The following is a 16,901-nucleotide window of genomic DNA, read 5'->3' as shown; positions in this document are numbered from 1 at the left end:
CAAAATTACTGCCACAATCTGATGTAATGCCAGCCTGAGGCGGGGCTGTAAGGATAGTGGCAAAGCGCTTAAGTATTTTGCCCGGATTTACAGAAGTGAAGATTTCAATCTAACGATAACAAGCTGGAGATAACAAATGTCTGACCTCAACACTGCGCAAACTGAAGCTAAAACAGAATCCCGTGTCTTTTATCCACCGGCAGCATTTGTTGCCAATGCTGCTATTCCAAGTATGGATGCCTATAACGCACTATGCAAAGAAGCTGAGCAAGATTACGAAGGTTTCTGGGCGCGTCTGGCACGCGAAAACCTGCATTGGCACAAAGACTTCAGCACAGTGCTGGATGAGTCGACAGCGCCCATGTACAAATGGTTTGAAGATGGTTTGCTGAACGTATCCTATAACTGTCTGGACGTGAATTTGCAAAACGGCAATGGCGATAAAGTGGCGGTGATCTTTGAGGCGGATGGTGGTGAAGTCACCAAGGTGACCTACAAAGACTTGCACGCAAAAGTCTGCCAGTTTGCCAATGGCTTGAAGTCTTTGGGTATCAAAAAGGGGGATCGCGTAGTTATTTACATGCCCATGTCAGTGGAGGGCGTGGTTGCCATGCAGGCTTGCGCACGCATAGGCGCAACACATTCTGTTGTCTTTGGTGGCTTCTCCGCCAAGTCCTTGCAAGAGCGTATCGTGGATGTGGGCGCGGTTGCCGTTATCACAGCCGATGAACAAGTCCGTGGCGGCAAGCATTTGCCCTTGAAAGCCATCGTCGATGAAGCACTGGCTCTCGGTGATTGCGAAAAAGTGAAAAGCGTCGTCATCTATAAACGCACGGGCGGCAATATTAATGTCGCAGCCGGGCGTGATGTATGGATGCACGAATTGGTCGCCACGCAGTCTGCAGTGTGCGAACCTGAATGGGTCAGTGCAGAACATCCACTCTTTATACTCTATACATCCGGCTCCACCGGCAAACCAAAAGGCGTACAACATTCATCGGGTGGTTATTTGTTGTGGGCTATTTTGACCATGAAATGGACCTTTGATATCAAACCGGCTGATGTATTCTGGTGTACTGCCGACATAGGCTGGGTGACGGGCCATACCTATATTACTTACGGCCCGCTGGCAGCCGGTGCGACTGAGATTGTGTTTGAAGGTATTCCTACCTTCCCGAATGCCGGACGTTTCTGGAGCATGATAGAAAAACACAAGGCCACCATTTTCTATACCGCACCGACCGCCATCCGTTCCCTGATCAAGGCTGCTGATGGGGATGCCAATATCCATCCAGATAAATTCGATTTATCATCCTTGCGCTTGCTGGGTTCTGTTGGTGAGCCTATCAATCCTGAGGCCTGGATGTGGTACTACAATAATATAGGCCGTGGCAATTGCCCGGTAGTCGACACCTTCTGGCAGACAGAAACCGGTGGCCACATGATGTCGCCTTTGCCAGGCGCAACTCCTATGGTGCCGGGTTCTTGTACCTTGCCTTTGCCAGGCATTATGTCGGCCATCGTTGATGAGACAGGTCACGATTTACCAAATGGGCAGGGCGGCATTCTGGTGGTGAAACGTCCATGGCCATCGATGATACGCACAATCTGGGGTGATCCTGAGCGCTTCAAGAAAAGTTATTTCCCTGAAGAGTTCGGCGGCAAAGTTTACCTGGCGGGCGATGGCGCGATACGTAATAAAGATACCGGTTATTTCACCATCACTGGCCGTATTGATGACGTGTTGAATGTATCTGGTCACCGCATGGGTACCATGGAAATTGAATCTGCCCTGGTTGCCAATCCATTGGTGGCTGAGGCTGCTGTGGTGGGTAAACCTGATGACACCACAGGCGAAGCGATTTGTGCCTTTGTTGTATTGAAGCGTGCACGTCCAACTGGTGATGAAGCCAAGCAAATTGCGACTGAATTGCGCAATTGGGTAGCGAAAGAAATTGGCCCCATCGCCAAACCAAAAGAGATCCGCTTTGGTGACAATCTGCCCAAGACACGCTCAGGCAAGATCATGCGCCGTTTGCTGCGTGTATTGGCCAAGGGTGAAGAAATTACCCAGGATATTTCTACACTGGAAAATCCAGCTATTCTGGAGCAACTGAAGCAGGCGCAATAAGCAAATGCATTAGTTGATGAGTAATAAAAAAATGGCGCTGCACTGCAGCGCCATTTTTGTTACAGCGTTTAATTAGCGGTTGGTGCGCGACATATACACCAGTCGCTCAAACAAATGCACATCCTGCTCATTTTTCAGCAATGCACCATGCAGGGGAGGGACAATTGCCTTATTGTCCTTGCTGCGCATGGCTTCTACCGGAATATCTTCTGCCAGCAAAAGTTTCAGCCAGTCTATGAATTCTGAAGTTGAAGGTTTTTTCTTGAGACCGGCAACGTCGCGAATCTCATAAAAAGTTTGTAGTGCCTGTGCCAGCAAATCGGATTTCAATTTTGGGAAATGCACGTCAACGATCTTTTGCATCGTTTCCTTGTCAGGGAATTTGATGTAATGGAAGAAGCAGCGACGCAAGAAGGCATCGGGCAATTCTTTTTCGTTATTGGAGGTGATGATTACCAGCGGGCGGTGTTTGGCGCGTACCATTTCGCGGGTTTCGTAGACATAAAACTCCATGCGGTCAAGTTCGCGCAGCAAGTCATTCGGGAATTCTATATCCGCTTTATCGATTTCATCAATAAGCAAAACGACAGGTTCATCGGCAGTAAAGGCTTGCCACAATACCCCTCTGATGATGTAGTTGTGGATATCTTTGACGCGCTCGTCACCGAGTTGGGAATCACGCAGGCGCGATACCGCGTCATATTCATACAAACCTTGCTGCGCCTTGGTAGTGGATTTGATGTGCCATTGCATCAAGGGCATATTCAGGGCAGCGGCGACTTCTTCCGCCAGCATGGTTTTACCTGTGCCCGGCTCGCCTTTGATCAATAGAGGGCGCTGCAGACTCAGGGCGGCATTGACTGCCAGTTTCAAATCATCAGTGGCGACGTAATTGTCGGCACCGTCAAAGCGTAAAGTAGTTGGAGCTTGTGTCATGGATTTAAACTCGACATATTGGGTTACTTGAAGATGTAAAGAGTATAAGCGAGAAGTTGCCCTCTTGTGAACGGCTGTTCTTTTTTCTGTGTCGGCGGCATGGAAAGACAATAAATTTTTCATTTGAAATTGCATAGGTGCAGCTTTTTTGCCCCGTAGAGAGGGGCCAGCCCCAGGTTTTTTACGCAAATTTGCTGGTAATCAGCTAAAATACTGAGTTATGTCAAAACACTGTATTTATTGATCTGCCTGCTAATTAATAATCGCTAATATGAAAAAATTGTTTGCATTCCTCGCTATGGCGAGTCTCGCTCAGGCTGCTACTGCAGCAGATCCGGTTGGCAATCCTAAAGATGCCGCAGATAAAAAAATCGCAATGTGTATCGGTTGCCATGGCATTCCTGGCTACAAAGCGAGTTTCCCTGAGGTGTATCAGGTGCCTATGATTGGTGGTCAATCAGAAAAATATATAGAGAAGGCTTTGAAAGCTTATCAAAAAGGTGACCGCAAGCATCCGTCCATGCGCGGTATTGCCGGTAGCTTGTCCGATCAGGATATTGCAGATCTGGCAGCGTATTACTCTCAACAAAAATAAGAATAGGATAGGATCATGAAGAAAACTCTGTTGATGGCAACTTTGTTGTCTACCCTGTCTTTCGCTGCATATGCTGGTGGTGATATTCAGGCAGGTAAGGAAGCGGCAGCAAAATTCAATTGCGCATCTTGCCATGGCGATAATTATACTTCTCCGAAAGAGCCAGCATATCCTAAGCTTGCTGGTCAGCATGCAGATTATATAGCGCAAGCCTTGCGTGCTTATCAGCGCGGCGGCGATGCAGCGAATGGTCGCTCCGATCCAACCATGGCTACCCAAGCCAAGGCCTTGTCAAACAAGGATATACAGAATATCGCAGCCTACTTGCATAGCTTGCCAAGTGAGTTGGTATTGAAGAAATAAGTTTTTGCGCAAGATAAAAAAAGCCACGAATGATCGTGGCTTTTTTTGCATCTTTTGTTTTTCCTGGGGATTTTTGTATGTGCATGCAATAGGTATTTGTTTTCCCCAGGCGAAAAAAAACCGACCTTCAGGTCGGTTTTTCTTAAGTAATTAAAAATTACTTGGAAGCAGATGCGGAAGCTGCTGCTGGAGCGGAAGCTGCTGCAGATGCTGCAGGAGCTGCACCAGATGCTGCTGCTGCGTCAGATGCTGCTGCAGGTGCTGGAGCTGCTGCTGGAGCTTCTACTGGAGTAGATGCTGGTGCAGGAGCTGCTGCAGATGCGGATGCTGCAGCGGATGCTTCAGGAGCTTTTTTCTCGCCGCAAGCAGCCAGAGTCAATGCCAACAGGGAAACGAGCAAGAGTGATTTTTTCATGTTTGTACTTTCAATAAATAGATCAAAAAAGAAGATCAAAACTTTGCGATGAATAATTACCGGTAATTATCGCTCTATAGGTTAATTCGCGAGCTTCTCGCCAAAACGACATTCGGCCCCTACGAAAGTTTCCTAACCCGGAATTATAATGATTTTTCCATTAATGGAATAGGCATAGATGCATTTTTGCACTCAAATCAGCCATTATTTCAAGGCAACATGCTATTTTTCTTGGGAAATTTCAGGTTTCTCATGAAAATAGCCTGTTTGCAGGAAGAAAATTTCCTTTCATATTTGAAAAATATGATGCGTCGCAGCATTCATCAGCGTAGATCCAGCCAGCCATCTTCATACCAAAGGCAAAAAGTTTCTATCGCATCTGCGGAAATATGTGCCAGATCCTCGCCATCCAATTCCCTTTGATTTGCCAATTTGCTCAGGCAAATCTTGTCTTCTTTGCCAACAGCAAATGATTCGCCGTTGATGAATACATGTTTTCCTTTGTATAACATCAGCGATTTACGTGATAGTTTCAGGCCATTTTTCAGCGCTGTCTCATGAAAACGTTTGGGCGCCAGTGGTTTTTCTGGTCCTGTGAAAAAGACACTGGGCTTGGGTTCGGTCAGATGCTCACCCAGGAATATTAATATATCATCTTCAGTAAACTGGATTTTGGCAATCTCTGCAGAAACCTGTTCCAGCATCTCATTGCTGATTTCGGCTGGTTTGGTACTGACTTTCAGGTCTGGGTCTGCGTATCGACCTGGCAAGTCTATCGAGTCTGACATGAAGTGCAGGAAAGACTCGCCCAACTCCTGATAGGAAGGTGCCCGGAAACCTATGGAATAGGTCATGCATTCACCCACGGCGACACCATCATGCGCGTATTTGGGTGGCAGATAGAGCATGTCACCCGGTTCCAGGATGAATTCTTGTTCGGCCTTGAAGTTGCGCAAAATCTTGAGAGGCATGCCATCAATCAGCGTCAAGTCTTTTTGAGCGCCTATGCGCCATTTGCGCTGGCCATGAGCCTGCAACAAGAATACATCATAAGAATCAAAATGGGGGCCAACACCGCCGCCATCTGCTGCAAAGCTGATCATCAGGTCATCAAGCCTGCTGTCAGGTATGAAGCGGAATTGCCTGAGCAAGGCATCAGCCTTGTCATCATGCAAATTAACGCCTTGTACCAGCAGCGTCCAGTCTTTTTTTTCCTTGACTGGCAGACTGGCTTGCGGCCCCGACTTCATTTCCCAGTGTTTGCTGAAAAAGCTGATGAGCCTGGATTCAACATCCTCACGGCCAGCCATCTCAAACAGATCAGCTTTAGGAATCAGGGGCTGAAAGTCGGGGATAGCCTGACGTATCAGCAAAGGCTTCTTGTGCCAGTATTCTGTGAGAAATTGTTCTGCTGTAATGCCGCCCAGCAGGGGCAGGGGAGTGGTATTTTTTTTCATGCCCGCATTATAGGCTGAGGCAAAGGACTCGACTAGACAGGTATAATCGCAAGGCAAATAAATTTTTAAGGAATTGCTATGAAGATAGGCAAAAATTCAGTTGTTACTGCAGTCTATACCTTGAAAGACGCACAAGACAATCTGATAGAAGAAGGTCAGGAGCCTATGGTTTACCTGCATGGCGGGTACGACAATGTGTTTCCCAAGATAGAAGAAGCCCTGGAAGGCAAGGAAAAGGGGTTCAGCACCATTATCCAACTGAACCCTGAAGATGCTTTCGGTGACTATGACGCAGCCTTGGTGAAAGTGGAACCACGTGAGCGTTTTCCATCTCCGCTGGAAGTCGGCATGCAGTTTGAGGGTATGCCTGAAGAGGCAGAAGATGCGGAAGACGATGACAATGCCCATATCTTTACGATCACTGACATTGCGGACGACAAAGTCGTGCTGGATGGCAACCATCCCCTGGCAGGCATAGCCTTGCGTTTTAGCCTGACGGTGGAGGATGTACGTGCTGCCTCTGATGAAGAAGTCGCTCATGGTCACGTGCATGGCGCTCATGGTCATCAACATGACGAGGATGACGAGGACGATGAAGGTATGGGCGATGAATATCGCAGCCATCCTTTACACTAAGCTTTAAAAAAATGCCGCTGAAATTATTCAGCGGTATTTTTCCTTTCAGGGCTTGTTTTTGAGAGGAATCGCCCCTGATCAGGCTTTGTTTGCCAGATTTTTCAGTTCATACAAGGCAGCCAGTGCCTCCCTTGGTGTCATACTGTCAGGGTCCATGGTGTCGAGCGTATCCATCAGTTCAGTATTGACGGGTGCTGGTTCCGCAACTTCTACTTCAGGAGTACCGGCCGAAGAAGAGAATAAGTCAAACTGCGGCGTTGATTGCAGTGACTGCGCTTCCAGATCGGCCAGATGTTTGCGCGCAGAGCGAATAACTGCCTGAGGTATGCCTGCCAGTTGTGCTACCTGCAAGCCATAGCTTTGTGATGCAGGGCCAGCCTGTACTGCATGCAGGAAGACAATGTTTTCCTTATGCTCAACCGCAGACAGATGCACATTTTCTGCAGACGGGTGCACTTCAGGTAATTGCGTCAGTTCAAAATAATGCGTGGCAAACAGGGTATAGCTTTTGGATACCTGTATGAGATGCTTGGCAATTGCCCAGGCCAGGGCCAGGCCATCAAATGTGGACGTGCCGCGGCCCACTTCATCCATCAATACGAGGGAATGTTCGGTAGCGCCATTCAAGATGGCAGCTGATTCTGTCATTTCCACCATGAAGGTGGAGCGGCCACCAGCCAGGTCATCCGCCGCGCCTATGCGCGTGAAGATGCGGTCTATCGGGCCTATCGTCACTTCGGTAGCGGGTACATAACTGCCAACATAAGCCAGCAGGGTGATCAGGGCTACCTGGCGCATGAAAGTCGATTTACCGCCCATGTTGGGGCCAGTAATCAATAATAATTTACGTTCAGAAGAGAAGTCGCAATCATTGGCGATGAAGCGTTCTATCTGGTTCTCGACTACAGGATGGCGGCCCTGGAGGATATGCAGGGTAGGTTCATCCACCAATTGCGGCGCGCACCAGCTATTCTTGGTTGCATGTTCGGCCAGGCCGACCAGGGTATCAAGTTGAGCGATTGCATTCGCTACTCTTTGCAACGAAGGCACTTGCGGCAGCAATTCTTGCAACAGACGTTCATACAGCATTTTTTCGCGCACCAGCGCACGTTCCTGTGCTGACAAGGCTTTGTCTTCAAAGGCCTTTAATTCTGGCGTGATGTAGCGCTCGGCATTTTTCAGGGTCTGGCGGCGGCGATAATTGTCCGGCACTTTATCGCTTTGCCCATTCGTGACTTCAATATAAAAGCCATGCACGCGATTGTATTCAACACGCAGATTGGCAATGCCGGTACGTTCACGTTCAGATACTTCGAGATCTATCAGGAATTGACCGGCATTTTCAGACAATGCACGCAACTCATCGAGCTCGGCATCAAAGCCGGTTGCAATCACACCGCCGTCACGCACCATGGTAGCTGGTTGCAGCATCAAACCGCGTTCCAGCAAATCCAGGCATTCAGTTGGTGTATCCAGATCAGACAAGACCTTGGTCAGCAAGCTGGTTTGATTATCAGCGATGCACAGGCTGACATAATTGCGCAGACCAGGCAGGTTTTGCAGGCCATCACGCAGCGCAGACAAATCACGTGGGCGCGCTGATTGTAGAGCAATACGCGTAGTGATGCGTTCTATGTCAGGAATGGCCTTTAAAGTGGTCGCCAGGCCATCGGTGGAATCTGCCTGTATCAGCGCCTTGATCGCGTCATGGCGAGCTCTGGCGACTGATTGGTCGCGACGTGCATGATGTAGCCAGTGACGCAGCAGGCGTGAACCCATGGCGGTGCGGCAATGATCAAGCAAGGAAAACAGGGTAGGGGATTCTTGTCCACGCAAAGTCTCTGTTAACTCCAGATTGCGACGTGTGGCAGTGTCCAACCCTATAAATTCATGCTCGTTCTCGACATTGAGGGTGTTGACATGCTTCAGGCCACGGCCTTGGGTACTTTCTGCATAGCGTAACAAGGCACCAGCTGCACCCAGGGCAGCATTCAGATTTTCCACACCAAAGCCCGTCAATGAGGCAGTGCCTAACTGATCCTGCAAGGCTTTTTGCCCTTGTTTGACATCAAAGTGCCAGTCAGGCAGTTCAGAGAATTTACCTGGGAGTTGGGCATAGTGCTCATCGAGCAAAAGCGTACCAGCAGACAGCAATACCTCAGCAGGGCTGATGCGCTCCAGTTCTTGTTGCAGGCGTTGTGGCAGGGATTTTTCGTCGGTCGATATTTCCATCAACTTCAAGGCACCACTGGCCAGCGACAACCAGGCCAGGCCTATGCTGACGGTTTTTCTTTGTTGCAACATGCACAGTGACAGCAGTGGTCGGTCAGATTTCTCTGGCAGTAAATCGGTGTCAGTTAATGTGCCTGGAGTAATTACGCGCATGACTTTGCGTTCTACCGGGCCCTTGCTGGTCGCCGGGTCACCTATCTGCTCACAAATGGCTGCTGATTCACCTATCTTGACCAACTTGGCCAGATAGGGTTCCAGTGAATGAAAGGGCACACCCGCCATCTTGATCGGTTCGCCACCAGAACTGCCACGCTGAGTCAGGGTGATGCCCAGCAGGCGCGAGACTTTTTCGGCATCGCCAAAAAACAGCTCATAAAAATCGCCCATGCGATAGAACACCAGGGTTTCCGGATAGTCTGCTTTGATGCGCAGATATTGCTGCATCATGGGAGTATGTTGAGTTTCTTTTGCGGTCATAACACGTTGATTTTATTCGTTTTGTTTTCTTGTTTTTTGCTTGCTGATGCGCTGGAATTTATGCCCAGTCAGATCAAATTTGGTGCGCACCATATCATAGACGATTGCCCTGGTCTACGGTTGATGGCTTCCGATGCCTGTAAGAAAAAATGGCTTCGGATAAAGCACAAAGGGCCAAAATGGCCCCTTGTGCTTTTAACCCGGCTCGATCAGGATATCAGCCGTTACCACGGCTACCAGACCTGCGCGGAGCTGACTGCTTTACTGCTGGTCTTGGGCCTGCCGGACGAGGTTTGGCTGCCTGTGGTGCAGCAGCCTTGCCTGGTGTGCGGGCGGGCTGTCCGCGACTATTACCTGCAGGACGTTGGCCTCGGCCACCACCTCCGCCGCCTCGGTGATCAAAGCTGCGCAATTGTATAGGTTCAGCCTTTGCATGTGGGTCGGGGATGAAGCCATCGATGATTTCTTGCGGTATCTGACGCTTGATGAGTTTTTCTATGTCAGCGAGCAACTTGAATTCATCAACGCAGACCAGGGAAACTGCTTCACCAGTAGCGCCAGCACGACCAGTACGGCCTATGCGGTGAACATAATCTTCTGGCACATTCGGTAAGTCATAATTGACGACGTGTGGCAGCTGGTCAATGTCGATACCGCGTGCAGCGATGTCGGTTGCTACCAATACTGTCAGGCTGGCGTCCTTGAATTCCGCCAGGGCCTTGGTACGTGCAGACTGGCTTTTGTTACCGTGGATGGCCATGGCAGCGATGCCATCTTTAATCAACTGTTCCACCAGTTTATTGGCACCATGCTTGGTGCGGGTAAATACCAGCACTTGTGACCATTGATGGGTCTTGATCAGGTGGGCCAGCAGTGGATGTTTTTTGTCACGGTCAACCGGATGCACTTTTTGTGCAATGATTTCGACGGTGGAATTGCGGCGCGCAACTTCTATCATCGCCGGATTATCAAGCAGGCGGTCTGCCAGAGTCTTGATTTCGTCGGAGAAGGTGGCCGAGAACAGCAAATTCTGGCGTTTGGCAGGCAAGATCGCCAGCACTTTTTTGATGTCATGGATAAAGCCCATGTCCAGCATGCGGTCAGCTTCATCCAATACCAGGATTTCGATATTGCGCAGGTCTATCGTACCTTGCTGATGATGGTCCAGCAGGCGGCCAGGTGTTGCCACCAGGATGTCGACACCTTGCTTCAACAGTTTGATTTGCGGGTTAATGCCTACGCCACCAAAAATCACGCCAGAATTCAATGGCACATATTTGCCGTAGGTATTGACGCTTTCTTCTACCTGGGCGGCCAGTTCGCGGGTTGGTGTCAGTACCAGGGCGCGGATAGGGCGTCTGCTGGTTTTGTCTTTTGGTGCATTGGCTGACGTAGACAGACGCTGCAAGATAGGCAGGGTAAAGCCCGCTGTTTTGCCAGTGCCAGTTTGCGCGCCTGCCAGCAGGTCACCGCCTTTGATCACTGCAGGAATTGCTTGCAGCTGTATCGGGGTTGGAGAGGTGTAGCCTTGTTCGCTTACTGCGCGGACAATGTTCTCGGATAAGCCGAGTTCGTTGAATGATGCCATGTGGTTTTACTGTGTTTCTTTATGACCGGACTGATTTGCATCAGTCCAGAGAGAGGGGCGTCCCGGTTAAATAAACGGGACGTGAGAATTTATTTTTTAGCAGAAAACGGTTGCAATGCATTGACCATCTGGGCAAATACTTTAGGTGTGCCTGCCAATACGTCACCTTTATGCAAATAGTCGGAGTCACCAGAGAAGTTGCCGACGATGCCACCAGCTTCAGTAATAACGAGCGAGCCAGCAGCGATATCCCAAGGTGCCAGGCCTTTTTCAAAGAAGCCATCAAGACGGCCAGTTGCTACATAAGCCAGATCAAGCGCGGCAGAACCTGGTCTTCTCAGACCCTGGCATTTCGTGGTCATGACCTTGAACATGGCCAGGTATTCATCCAGGCCAGACAGGTCGCGGGACGGGAAACCTGTACCGATCAATGCATCAGCCAGTTTGTCGCAGCGGGTAACGCGGATACGCTTGTCGTTCAGGAATGCACCAGCGCCTTTGCTGGCCGTGAACATCTCGTTGCGGGTAGGGTCGTAAATGACAGCCTGTGTAATCACGCCGCGTTGTTGCAGGGCGATGGAAACACAATACTGCGGAAAGCCGTGGATGAAGTTAGTCGTGCCATCCAGTGGATCAATGATCCAGACATTATCATTTTCGTCATGCAAATTAGCGGAGGCACCCGATTCTTCAGCCAGAATGGCATGGTCAGGGTAGGCAGAAGTCAATACTTCAATGATGGCCGCTTCAGCGGCGTGATCGACTTCGGTCACGAAATCATTGAATTGTTTCTCTGTGACCTGGACACGATCAAGGTCAAAAGATGCGCGATTGATAATAGTCGCGCCACGACGAGCAGCTTTTACTGCCGTATTCAGCATTGGGTGCATAAGGTTTCCGATAAAATGACAGCATGCAAACGACTATCTCCTGAAAAGGATGCCGTTACGATGCTAGACAAAAATGATAAAGAGCGTGCGTAATTCTCGTCCGGCTGCTATCCGTGTGGTTGATAATATGCACAACCAATACGTATAACCAAGACGCACAACCGAATAAAAAATTAACGCGTGATACCGCTATTTTAAATGAACTTGCCCAAAACTGACACATCTCTTTTTCAGCGCCTGCGCTTCATCCTGGTTGAAACCAGTCATCCAGGCAACATAGGCTCGGCCGCAAGGGCCATTAAAACCATGGGTTTTAGTGAGTTAATCCTGGTAAAACCGCGTTTTGCAGATGCCTTGCAAAACCCGGAAGCGATAGCCCTTGCCAGCGGTGCGCAAGACATACTCGACAGTGCCCGCATCGTGGATCACATTGATGAAGCCTTGGAAGGATGCGAATATGTGGCAGCCGTCAGTGCCAGATTGCGCGAATTTTCACCGCCCATTCTCACACCGAGAGCATTTGCCGAAACCATGGCACAAAGCCAGCACGCCAAAATTGCACTGATTTTTGGTAATGAGCGGTTTGGCCTGCCAAATGACATCGTCATGAATTGCCACGCCCTGATCAATATCCCTGCCAATCCCGCTTATTCTTCGCTGAATCTGGCGCAGGCCATACAACTTTTGTCTTACGAGTGCCGCATGGCCACTGATACTGGTGTGACAGTGACTGGGAATGTCGGCTTCCAGGGGCAGTTGGCGGCAGTGGATGAAATCGATGGTATGTACAAGCATCTGGAGCAGGCGCTTGTCGCAATTGAATTTTTGCATCCCGACAACCCTAAAAAATTGATGCCTCGACTGAAACGCATGTTATCTCGCACGCAGTTGGAGGTGGAGGAAGTGAATATCCTGCGAGGTATTGCAAGAAAAATACTGGATGTCAGCAAAAAATAGACGGTGCCTGAAAAATAATAAATTTCCTGTTTTAATAAGGAATAAGAAAGAGACACAGAAATAGCTAAATTAATATTTTGTGTCTTTTTAGCAAATCAGCGGACATGGGTAGCCTAGGTTTATTCGTGACATTAATGTGTAGTTTTCCTCCAAATGTATCGAAAACACATTAAGAATTACCTCTATACTGAATGAAGCGGCAGTGTACGAATGTTGTTGCAATTGATAAATATGTTGAAATCAACAAACATTCTCACCATTGTTTGCGTTTTACATTTGGTAACGCCTTCAAGGATTGTTATAAAGCCAGTAAGATTGCAGTTAATATACATTCAGGAATAACAATTGATTTTCTGAAGTAAACACTTTCTTTCTGAGGTCATTATTATTTTTGTTCCATTCCGCCGATCTACGCTATACCTGCTTTGCCTGGGTGCTTTGGCATCTGGAGCAACAGGGAATGCTTATGCTTTGGGATTTAGTAATTTAACTGTCCAATCCGCATTGGGACAGCAATTACGAGCTCAGTTGGAATTGACGGGGAATGACGCAGCAGAAATTGATCAATCATGCTTCAAGGCCAAAATAGAAAGTCCGGACGGCTATGCTTTGGCACCAGTGAGTGTCACGCTGGTTCAAAAGGGGAGTGCACGTTACCTGACGCTGGTAACCAGAAGCACAGTACTTGAGCCAGCAGTCAAGATAGTGGTGAACATGGGTTGCGAAATTCAGTTGCACAGGGAATTTCTGATCTTGCTGGATCCTCCATTGTCTGCGCCTGTTTTGACACCACCTGCAAGCAATCCGGCCAGGGTCACAACAAAGTCTGCACCTGTTATAAATGATAGCAAGGAGCTCGCGACAGGCGAGCAGTTGCCTCAGGTGCAAATCAAGCCTCGTATCAGGAAAGAGAAACCCGCTGCTGAATTGACAGAAATTGTTGGTGCACCTGCTAATGCGACGGCAACAAAAAAAAAGTCATCCAAACCAGGCGGGGATAAAGTTAACGCTGACAAGCAAATTGGTCAACCCCGCGATACTCTGAAACTGTCCGATGATTTGCCTATTTTTACGCAAGGCTTGCGTCTGAGTGATCGTTTATCTACTGGCACCCCGCAATCCAATATAGAAGAATTGCGTGCCGCACAGGCGCAACTTGCTGCGATGTTGCGCGATGAGAAACCCGGGCAGCTTACTGTTGATAAGCTTAAGAATGAACAGCAAAAAATTCTGAGTCTGCAGCAAGAAGCTCAACAACTCAAGCGCCAGAGCCAGTTAGACAAGGCCGCATTGGAAGAAGCCCGCGAAAACAGTTTTTCACATAACTGGGTAGTGGGGCTGAGCGTATTTATTGCCGCCGGCCTGGCCATCATAGCCTTACTCTTGCTCTACGTTAGCCGTATCCGTAAAAGGCTACACGCTAGTTGGTGGCAGCAAAAAGAGCCTGCTTCTGAGCCTGAACCTAAAAAGAATATAGAAGAAATTGTCGATAGCATACAGGCTTCTTATGGACCAACGACAACCAGTTCTTTGTATCAGGTGCATGATGATGAAGATGAACCTGGCTCCAGTCGCCCGGTGGTAGCACCGTCGAGAAAAACCAATGGAGAAACTAATCTCGGCAAACTGGAGACGCCTTCTATATTTAGCAAGGCTTATGTTCCGACGCTGGAAGATAGTAATAGTAGTACCTTTAATTTCTTTTCCACCAAAGGGCAATCGGTCAAGGTGGAAGAAATTTCTGACGTGACGCAGGAGGCTGAATTCTGGATTTCTGTCAACGATCCACAAAGGGCCATTGAAATTCTTGAGCCACTGGCTGATGTCGAACAACCTGAATCGCCAGTACCGTGGTTGTATCTGATTGACCTGTATAGAGTCACTTCCAACAAAGAAAAATACGATACATTAAGAGACAGGTTCATCGTATTTTTTAATGCGAATGTTCCTGAGTTCGAAGTCGACCCGGCGACCTTGCCCAGCAGGCACCTGGATGATTTTGAACATTTGATGAACCGCATTTGCAATATGTGGAATTCGAACGATATGTTGCCTTTCCTTGAGAGTCTTCTGGTAGACGACAGGGATGGTAAGCGTATGGGTTTTGAATTACCTGTTTACCGCGACATCCTGTTATTGATCTCAGTTGCGAATGAGCTTGAGAAACTGGGCTCTTTTGGTGCCGCAGAAAGAAATCGTGCCTGGGCAAATGTGCCAGGTTTACCGCCGGATGAAATTGCTGACTCGGAAAAAGAAGCGGAGCCAGACTCGAATGTGATCGATTTTGAGATGATCGATTTTCCCAAAGAAAAAGAATAAGCAAAAAATCTGAGTTTGCCGATGTGCAGACAGCCAATTTTATTGATTTGAGTGTAAGCTTTTGCTGTATCAATAAAAAAGGATGGAGACATATGATCAAGCTTTGCGGTTTTGCCCTCAGTAATTATTATAATAAAGTTAAATTGGCTCTTTTGGAAAAGGCGATCCCCTTTGAAGAGCAATTAGTCTGGACTGGGAAGTCACCTGAATTATTGCAACATTCACCTTTGGGTAAAATTCCCTATATAGAAACCGAGCATGGTTCACTCTGTGAATCTCAAGTGATTGTTGAATATCTGGAGAGTCGTTTTCCTGAACATCCCTTGATGCCTGCAGACCCGTTTGCCGCTGCAAAACTGCGTGAGTTGATTACCTTTATTGAACTACATCTGGAATTGCCTGCGCGTGAGTTATATGCAGAAGCCTTTTTCGGTGGCAAGGTTACAGATGAAGTGAAAGCCAAAATAGAGAAACTACTGAATCGCAATATTCCTGCATTTGCGACTCTGGCAAAGTTTGATCCCTTTGTCGGTGGCAAAGAATTCACGCTGGCAGATTGCGCTGCTGTCGTGCATTTCCCCTTGGTGTCGATGGCAACCAAGATCATTTATGGCAGGGATTTTTTGGCTGAGTTGCCTACGCGTGAATATGTGAAACAAATTTCAGAGCGGCCAACCATGCAAAAAGTCAATGCAGACCGCAAGGCAAATCAGGAGTTGATGGCGAATCGAGCTAAGTAAAGAATTAAGCCGATGGCGCTACAGAGTTTATTGTAGCGCCGTCTGGTTGAATTTATACTGCCCTGCGCATTTTTTGTACGGTATAAGTTTTAGCCTGTGCTGGCGGTTCTACCAGTTTAACTATCGCAAAGGTGCAATTATCGCCGCGACCACTTGCCCTGTCCCTGGCTTTCCTGATTAAAAATTCTGAAGCCTGACGTGGGCTATTGGCCGCGACTGCCGCTGATAATTCATGATTTTCAAAATAATGCCATAGACCATCGGAGCACAACAAAAAACTGTCATGTGCCTTCAAAGGTGCATGCTCGCCAAAGGTAATATAAGGTGTTGCTGTGCTTGAACCTAGGACGTTAACCAGAATGTTCGACAGTCTGTGAGTTTTGGCTTCTTCAGCAGTAATTTTGCCTTCATCTACCAATTTCTCTACGTAAGAGTGATCCTTGGTTTTTTCAGCGTAGTTGGGGCCATCAAAGCGGTACAGGCGAGAATCGCCAACGTATGCCCAGATAGCTTCTTGTTGTGGGGTAATGACTAATGCCACTACTGTACTATGTGGTTCTTTCTCAGATGAAACACCGGACAATTTAATGACGGTATGCGCCTCGTTGACGATATTTTCCAAAAGGCTGCGAACATTATTTCCTGGGTAAAATTCATCAAATAATTGTTTTGCTGTACGCACGACTTGCTCAGCAGCAAGTGCGCCACCGCTCTTGCCACCCATGCCATCGGCCACCACGGCCATAACATAACCTGGTGCATGTGGTGCCGCAAAAAGTGCTGTGCGGTCTTGTTGTTCCTGCCTGTCGCCGATATGTTGTCCGGTTCCAGCTTCGATCTTATATTGGCTCATACGTCTTGGTAGATTAAACTAACGGGATAAACCCAAAAATGGTCTTTCCTTAATTAAACTTTATTTTACTGCAACCAGAAGACTATGAGCCACCCTGAACAAATACAACAACGCATTATCGAGCTCGAGGTTGAACATAGAGACCTGGATGTGGTAATCGAGACCCTGATTAAAGATCCCTCTCATGATGAATTACAACTGCGACGCCTAAAAAAGCGCAAATTGCAGTTGAAAGATCATATTACATTACTAAGAATGCAATTGACACCTGATGTCCCTGCATGATTATCCACTTTTCCTTAGCTTTATAGT

At 48.1% G+C, this 16,901-nt stretch carries 15 protein-coding genes; 8 read left to right on the top strand and 7 right to left on the bottom strand.

All coding sequences use genetic code 11. The annotated features are described in order from the left end of the window. Positions 1-136: 136 nt before the first annotated feature. A complete protein-coding gene (acs, locus tag ACO0LD_RS06245) occupies positions 137-2,131 on the top strand; it encodes an acetate--CoA ligase (RefSeq protein ID WP_423004823.1) in 1,995 nt (664 codons plus the stop codon). A gap of 72 nt (positions 2,132-2,203) precedes the next feature. On the opposite strand, the gene ACO0LD_RS06240 is transcribed toward acs, so the two are convergent. Then, positions 2,204-3,067 (bottom strand): AAA family ATPase, encoded by an 864-nt coding sequence (locus ACO0LD_RS06240; RefSeq protein WP_423004821.1) that lies wholly within the window; start codon positions 3,065-3,067, stop codon positions 2,204-2,206. A 271-nt stretch (positions 3,068-3,338) separates the two neighbouring features. On the opposite strand from ACO0LD_RS06240, the gene ACO0LD_RS06235 reads away from it, so the two are divergent. Both ACO0LD_RS06235 and ACO0LD_RS06230 read left to right on the top strand, forming a co-directional pair. Next, a complete protein-coding gene (locus ACO0LD_RS06235) occupies positions 3,339-3,662 on the top strand; it encodes a c-type cytochrome (RefSeq protein WP_423004819.1) in 324 nt (107 codons plus the stop codon). A gap of 15 nt (positions 3,663-3,677) precedes the next feature. Further along, positions 3,678-4,025 carry a c-type cytochrome gene (locus tag ACO0LD_RS06230; RefSeq protein ID WP_423004817.1) on the top strand — a complete coding sequence of 116 codons (348 nt, stop codon included), beginning with the start codon at positions 3,678-3,680 and terminating at the stop codon, positions 4,023-4,025. 157 nt (positions 4,026-4,182) lie between these two features. Here ACO0LD_RS06230 and ACO0LD_RS06225 read toward each other — a convergent pair whose 3' ends face one another. Then, positions 4,183-4,440: a hypothetical protein gene (locus ACO0LD_RS06225; RefSeq protein ID WP_423004815.1), complete on the bottom strand. Its 258-nt coding sequence runs from the start codon at positions 4,438-4,440 to the stop codon at positions 4,183-4,185. 323 nt (positions 4,441-4,763) lie between these two features. After that, positions 4,764-5,897, bottom strand: a complete 1,134-nt coding sequence (locus tag ACO0LD_RS06220) for a JmjC domain-containing protein (protein ID WP_423004813.1) — start codon at positions 5,895-5,897, stop codon at positions 4,764-4,766. 78 nt (positions 5,898-5,975) lie between these two features. Here ACO0LD_RS06220 and ACO0LD_RS06215 point away from each other — a divergent pair, with 78 nt between their 5' ends. Continuing rightward, on the top strand, positions 5,976-6,533 hold the full coding sequence (locus tag ACO0LD_RS06215) for an FKBP-type peptidyl-prolyl cis-trans isomerase (protein WP_423004811.1): 558 nt from the start codon (positions 5,976-5,978) through the stop codon (positions 6,531-6,533). A gap of 78 nt (positions 6,534-6,611) precedes the next feature. Here ACO0LD_RS06215 and mutS read toward each other — a convergent pair whose 3' ends face one another. The 3 genes from mutS to ACO0LD_RS06200 all read right to left on the bottom strand — a co-directional run bounded on the left by mutS (position 6,612) and on the right by ACO0LD_RS06200 (position 11,711). Further along, positions 6,612-9,242 carry a DNA mismatch repair protein MutS gene (mutS, locus tag ACO0LD_RS06210; RefSeq protein WP_423004809.1) on the bottom strand — a complete coding sequence of 877 codons (2,631 nt, stop codon included), beginning with the start codon at positions 9,240-9,242 and terminating at the stop codon, positions 6,612-6,614. Positions 9,243-9,459: 217 nt separating this feature from the next. Continuing rightward, positions 9,460-10,830, bottom strand: coding sequence for a DEAD/DEAH box helicase (locus ACO0LD_RS06205; RefSeq protein WP_423004807.1), 1,371 nt, complete (start codon positions 10,828-10,830; stop codon positions 9,460-9,462). A gap of 89 nt (positions 10,831-10,919) precedes the next feature. Beyond that, on the bottom strand, positions 10,920-11,711 hold the full coding sequence (locus ACO0LD_RS06200) for an inositol monophosphatase family protein (RefSeq protein WP_422950012.1): 792 nt from the start codon (positions 11,709-11,711) through the stop codon (positions 10,920-10,922). A 207-nt stretch (positions 11,712-11,918) separates the two neighbouring features. Between ACO0LD_RS06200 and ACO0LD_RS06195 the strand changes: the two genes are divergently transcribed. From ACO0LD_RS06195 to ACO0LD_RS06185, 3 genes are all read left to right on the top strand, one after another. Further along, positions 11,919-12,677, top strand: coding sequence for an RNA methyltransferase (locus ACO0LD_RS06195; protein ID WP_423004805.1), 759 nt, complete (start codon positions 11,919-11,921; stop codon positions 12,675-12,677). Positions 12,678-13,211: 534 nt separating this feature from the next. Beyond that, positions 13,212-14,996 (top strand): type IV pilus assembly protein FimV, encoded by a 1,785-nt coding sequence (locus ACO0LD_RS06190; protein WP_423004803.1) that lies wholly within the window; start codon positions 13,212-13,214, stop codon positions 14,994-14,996. A 92-nt stretch (positions 14,997-15,088) separates the two neighbouring features. Continuing rightward, positions 15,089-15,736 (top strand): glutathione S-transferase, encoded by a 648-nt coding sequence (locus ACO0LD_RS06185; protein WP_423004801.1) that lies wholly within the window; start codon positions 15,089-15,091, stop codon positions 15,734-15,736. A gap of 52 nt (positions 15,737-15,788) precedes the next feature. Here the strand turns inward: ACO0LD_RS06185 and ACO0LD_RS06180 are convergent, their stop codons facing one another. After that, positions 15,789-16,589 (bottom strand): PP2C family protein-serine/threonine phosphatase, encoded by an 801-nt coding sequence (locus ACO0LD_RS06180; RefSeq protein ID WP_423004799.1) that lies wholly within the window; start codon positions 16,587-16,589, stop codon positions 15,789-15,791. Positions 16,590-16,673: 84 nt separating this feature from the next. Between ACO0LD_RS06180 and ACO0LD_RS06175 the strand changes: the two genes are divergently transcribed. Beyond that, positions 16,674-16,874 carry a YdcH family protein gene (locus ACO0LD_RS06175; protein WP_162041241.1) on the top strand — a complete coding sequence of 67 codons (201 nt, stop codon included), beginning with the start codon at positions 16,674-16,676 and terminating at the stop codon, positions 16,872-16,874. The last annotated feature ends 27 nt before the right edge of the window (positions 16,875-16,901 follow it).

The organism is Undibacterium sp. Ji83W (assembly GCF_049340385.1).
Taxonomy (GTDB): domain Bacteria; phylum Pseudomonadota; class Gammaproteobacteria; order Burkholderiales; family Burkholderiaceae_D; genus Undibacterium.
Note: the sequence above shows the minus strand (reverse complement) of the source record. Positions and strands in the feature narration are given on the sequence as shown.

Excerpts from the sequence above, each read along its gene's own strand:
- ACO0LD_RS06230 (WP_423004817.1), top strand. The coding sequence starts at position 3,678 with ATGAAGAAAACTCTGTTGATGGCAACTTTGTTGTCTACCCTGTCTTTC.
- ACO0LD_RS06180 (WP_423004799.1), bottom strand. The coding sequence starts at position 16,589 with ATGAGCCAATATAAGATCGAAGCTGGAACCGGACAACATATCGGCGAC.
- ACO0LD_RS06205 (WP_423004807.1), bottom strand. The coding sequence starts at position 10,830 with ATGGCATCATTCAACGAACTCGGCTTATCCGAGAACATTGTCCGCGCA.
- mutS (WP_423004809.1), bottom strand. The coding sequence starts at position 9,242 with ATGACCGCAAAAGAAACTCAACATACTCCCATGATGCAGCAATATCTG.
- ACO0LD_RS06185 (WP_423004801.1), top strand. The coding sequence starts at position 15,089 with ATGATCAAGCTTTGCGGTTTTGCCCTCAGTAATTATTATAATAAAGTT.
- ACO0LD_RS06200 (WP_422950012.1), bottom strand. The coding sequence starts at position 11,711 with ATGCTGAATACGGCAGTAAAAGCTGCTCGTCGTGGCGCGACTATTATC.
- ACO0LD_RS06195 (WP_423004805.1), top strand. The coding sequence starts at position 11,919 with ATGAACTTGCCCAAAACTGACACATCTCTTTTTCAGCGCCTGCGCTTC.
- ACO0LD_RS06235 (WP_423004819.1), top strand. The coding sequence starts at position 3,339 with ATGAAAAAATTGTTTGCATTCCTCGCTATGGCGAGTCTCGCTCAGGCT.
- acs (WP_423004823.1), top strand. The coding sequence starts at position 137 with ATGTCTGACCTCAACACTGCGCAAACTGAAGCTAAAACAGAATCCCGT.
- ACO0LD_RS06215 (WP_423004811.1), top strand. The coding sequence starts at position 5,976 with ATGAAGATAGGCAAAAATTCAGTTGTTACTGCAGTCTATACCTTGAAA.
- ACO0LD_RS06240 (WP_423004821.1), bottom strand. The coding sequence starts at position 3,067 with ATGACACAAGCTCCAACTACTTTACGCTTTGACGGTGCCGACAATTAC.
- ACO0LD_RS06220 (WP_423004813.1), bottom strand. The coding sequence starts at position 5,897 with ATGAAAAAAAATACCACTCCCCTGCCCCTGCTGGGCGGCATTACAGCA.
- ACO0LD_RS06225 (WP_423004815.1), bottom strand. The coding sequence starts at position 4,440 with ATGAAAAAATCACTCTTGCTCGTTTCCCTGTTGGCATTGACTCTGGCT.
- ACO0LD_RS06175 (WP_162041241.1), top strand. The coding sequence starts at position 16,674 with ATGAGCCACCCTGAACAAATACAACAACGCATTATCGAGCTCGAGGTT.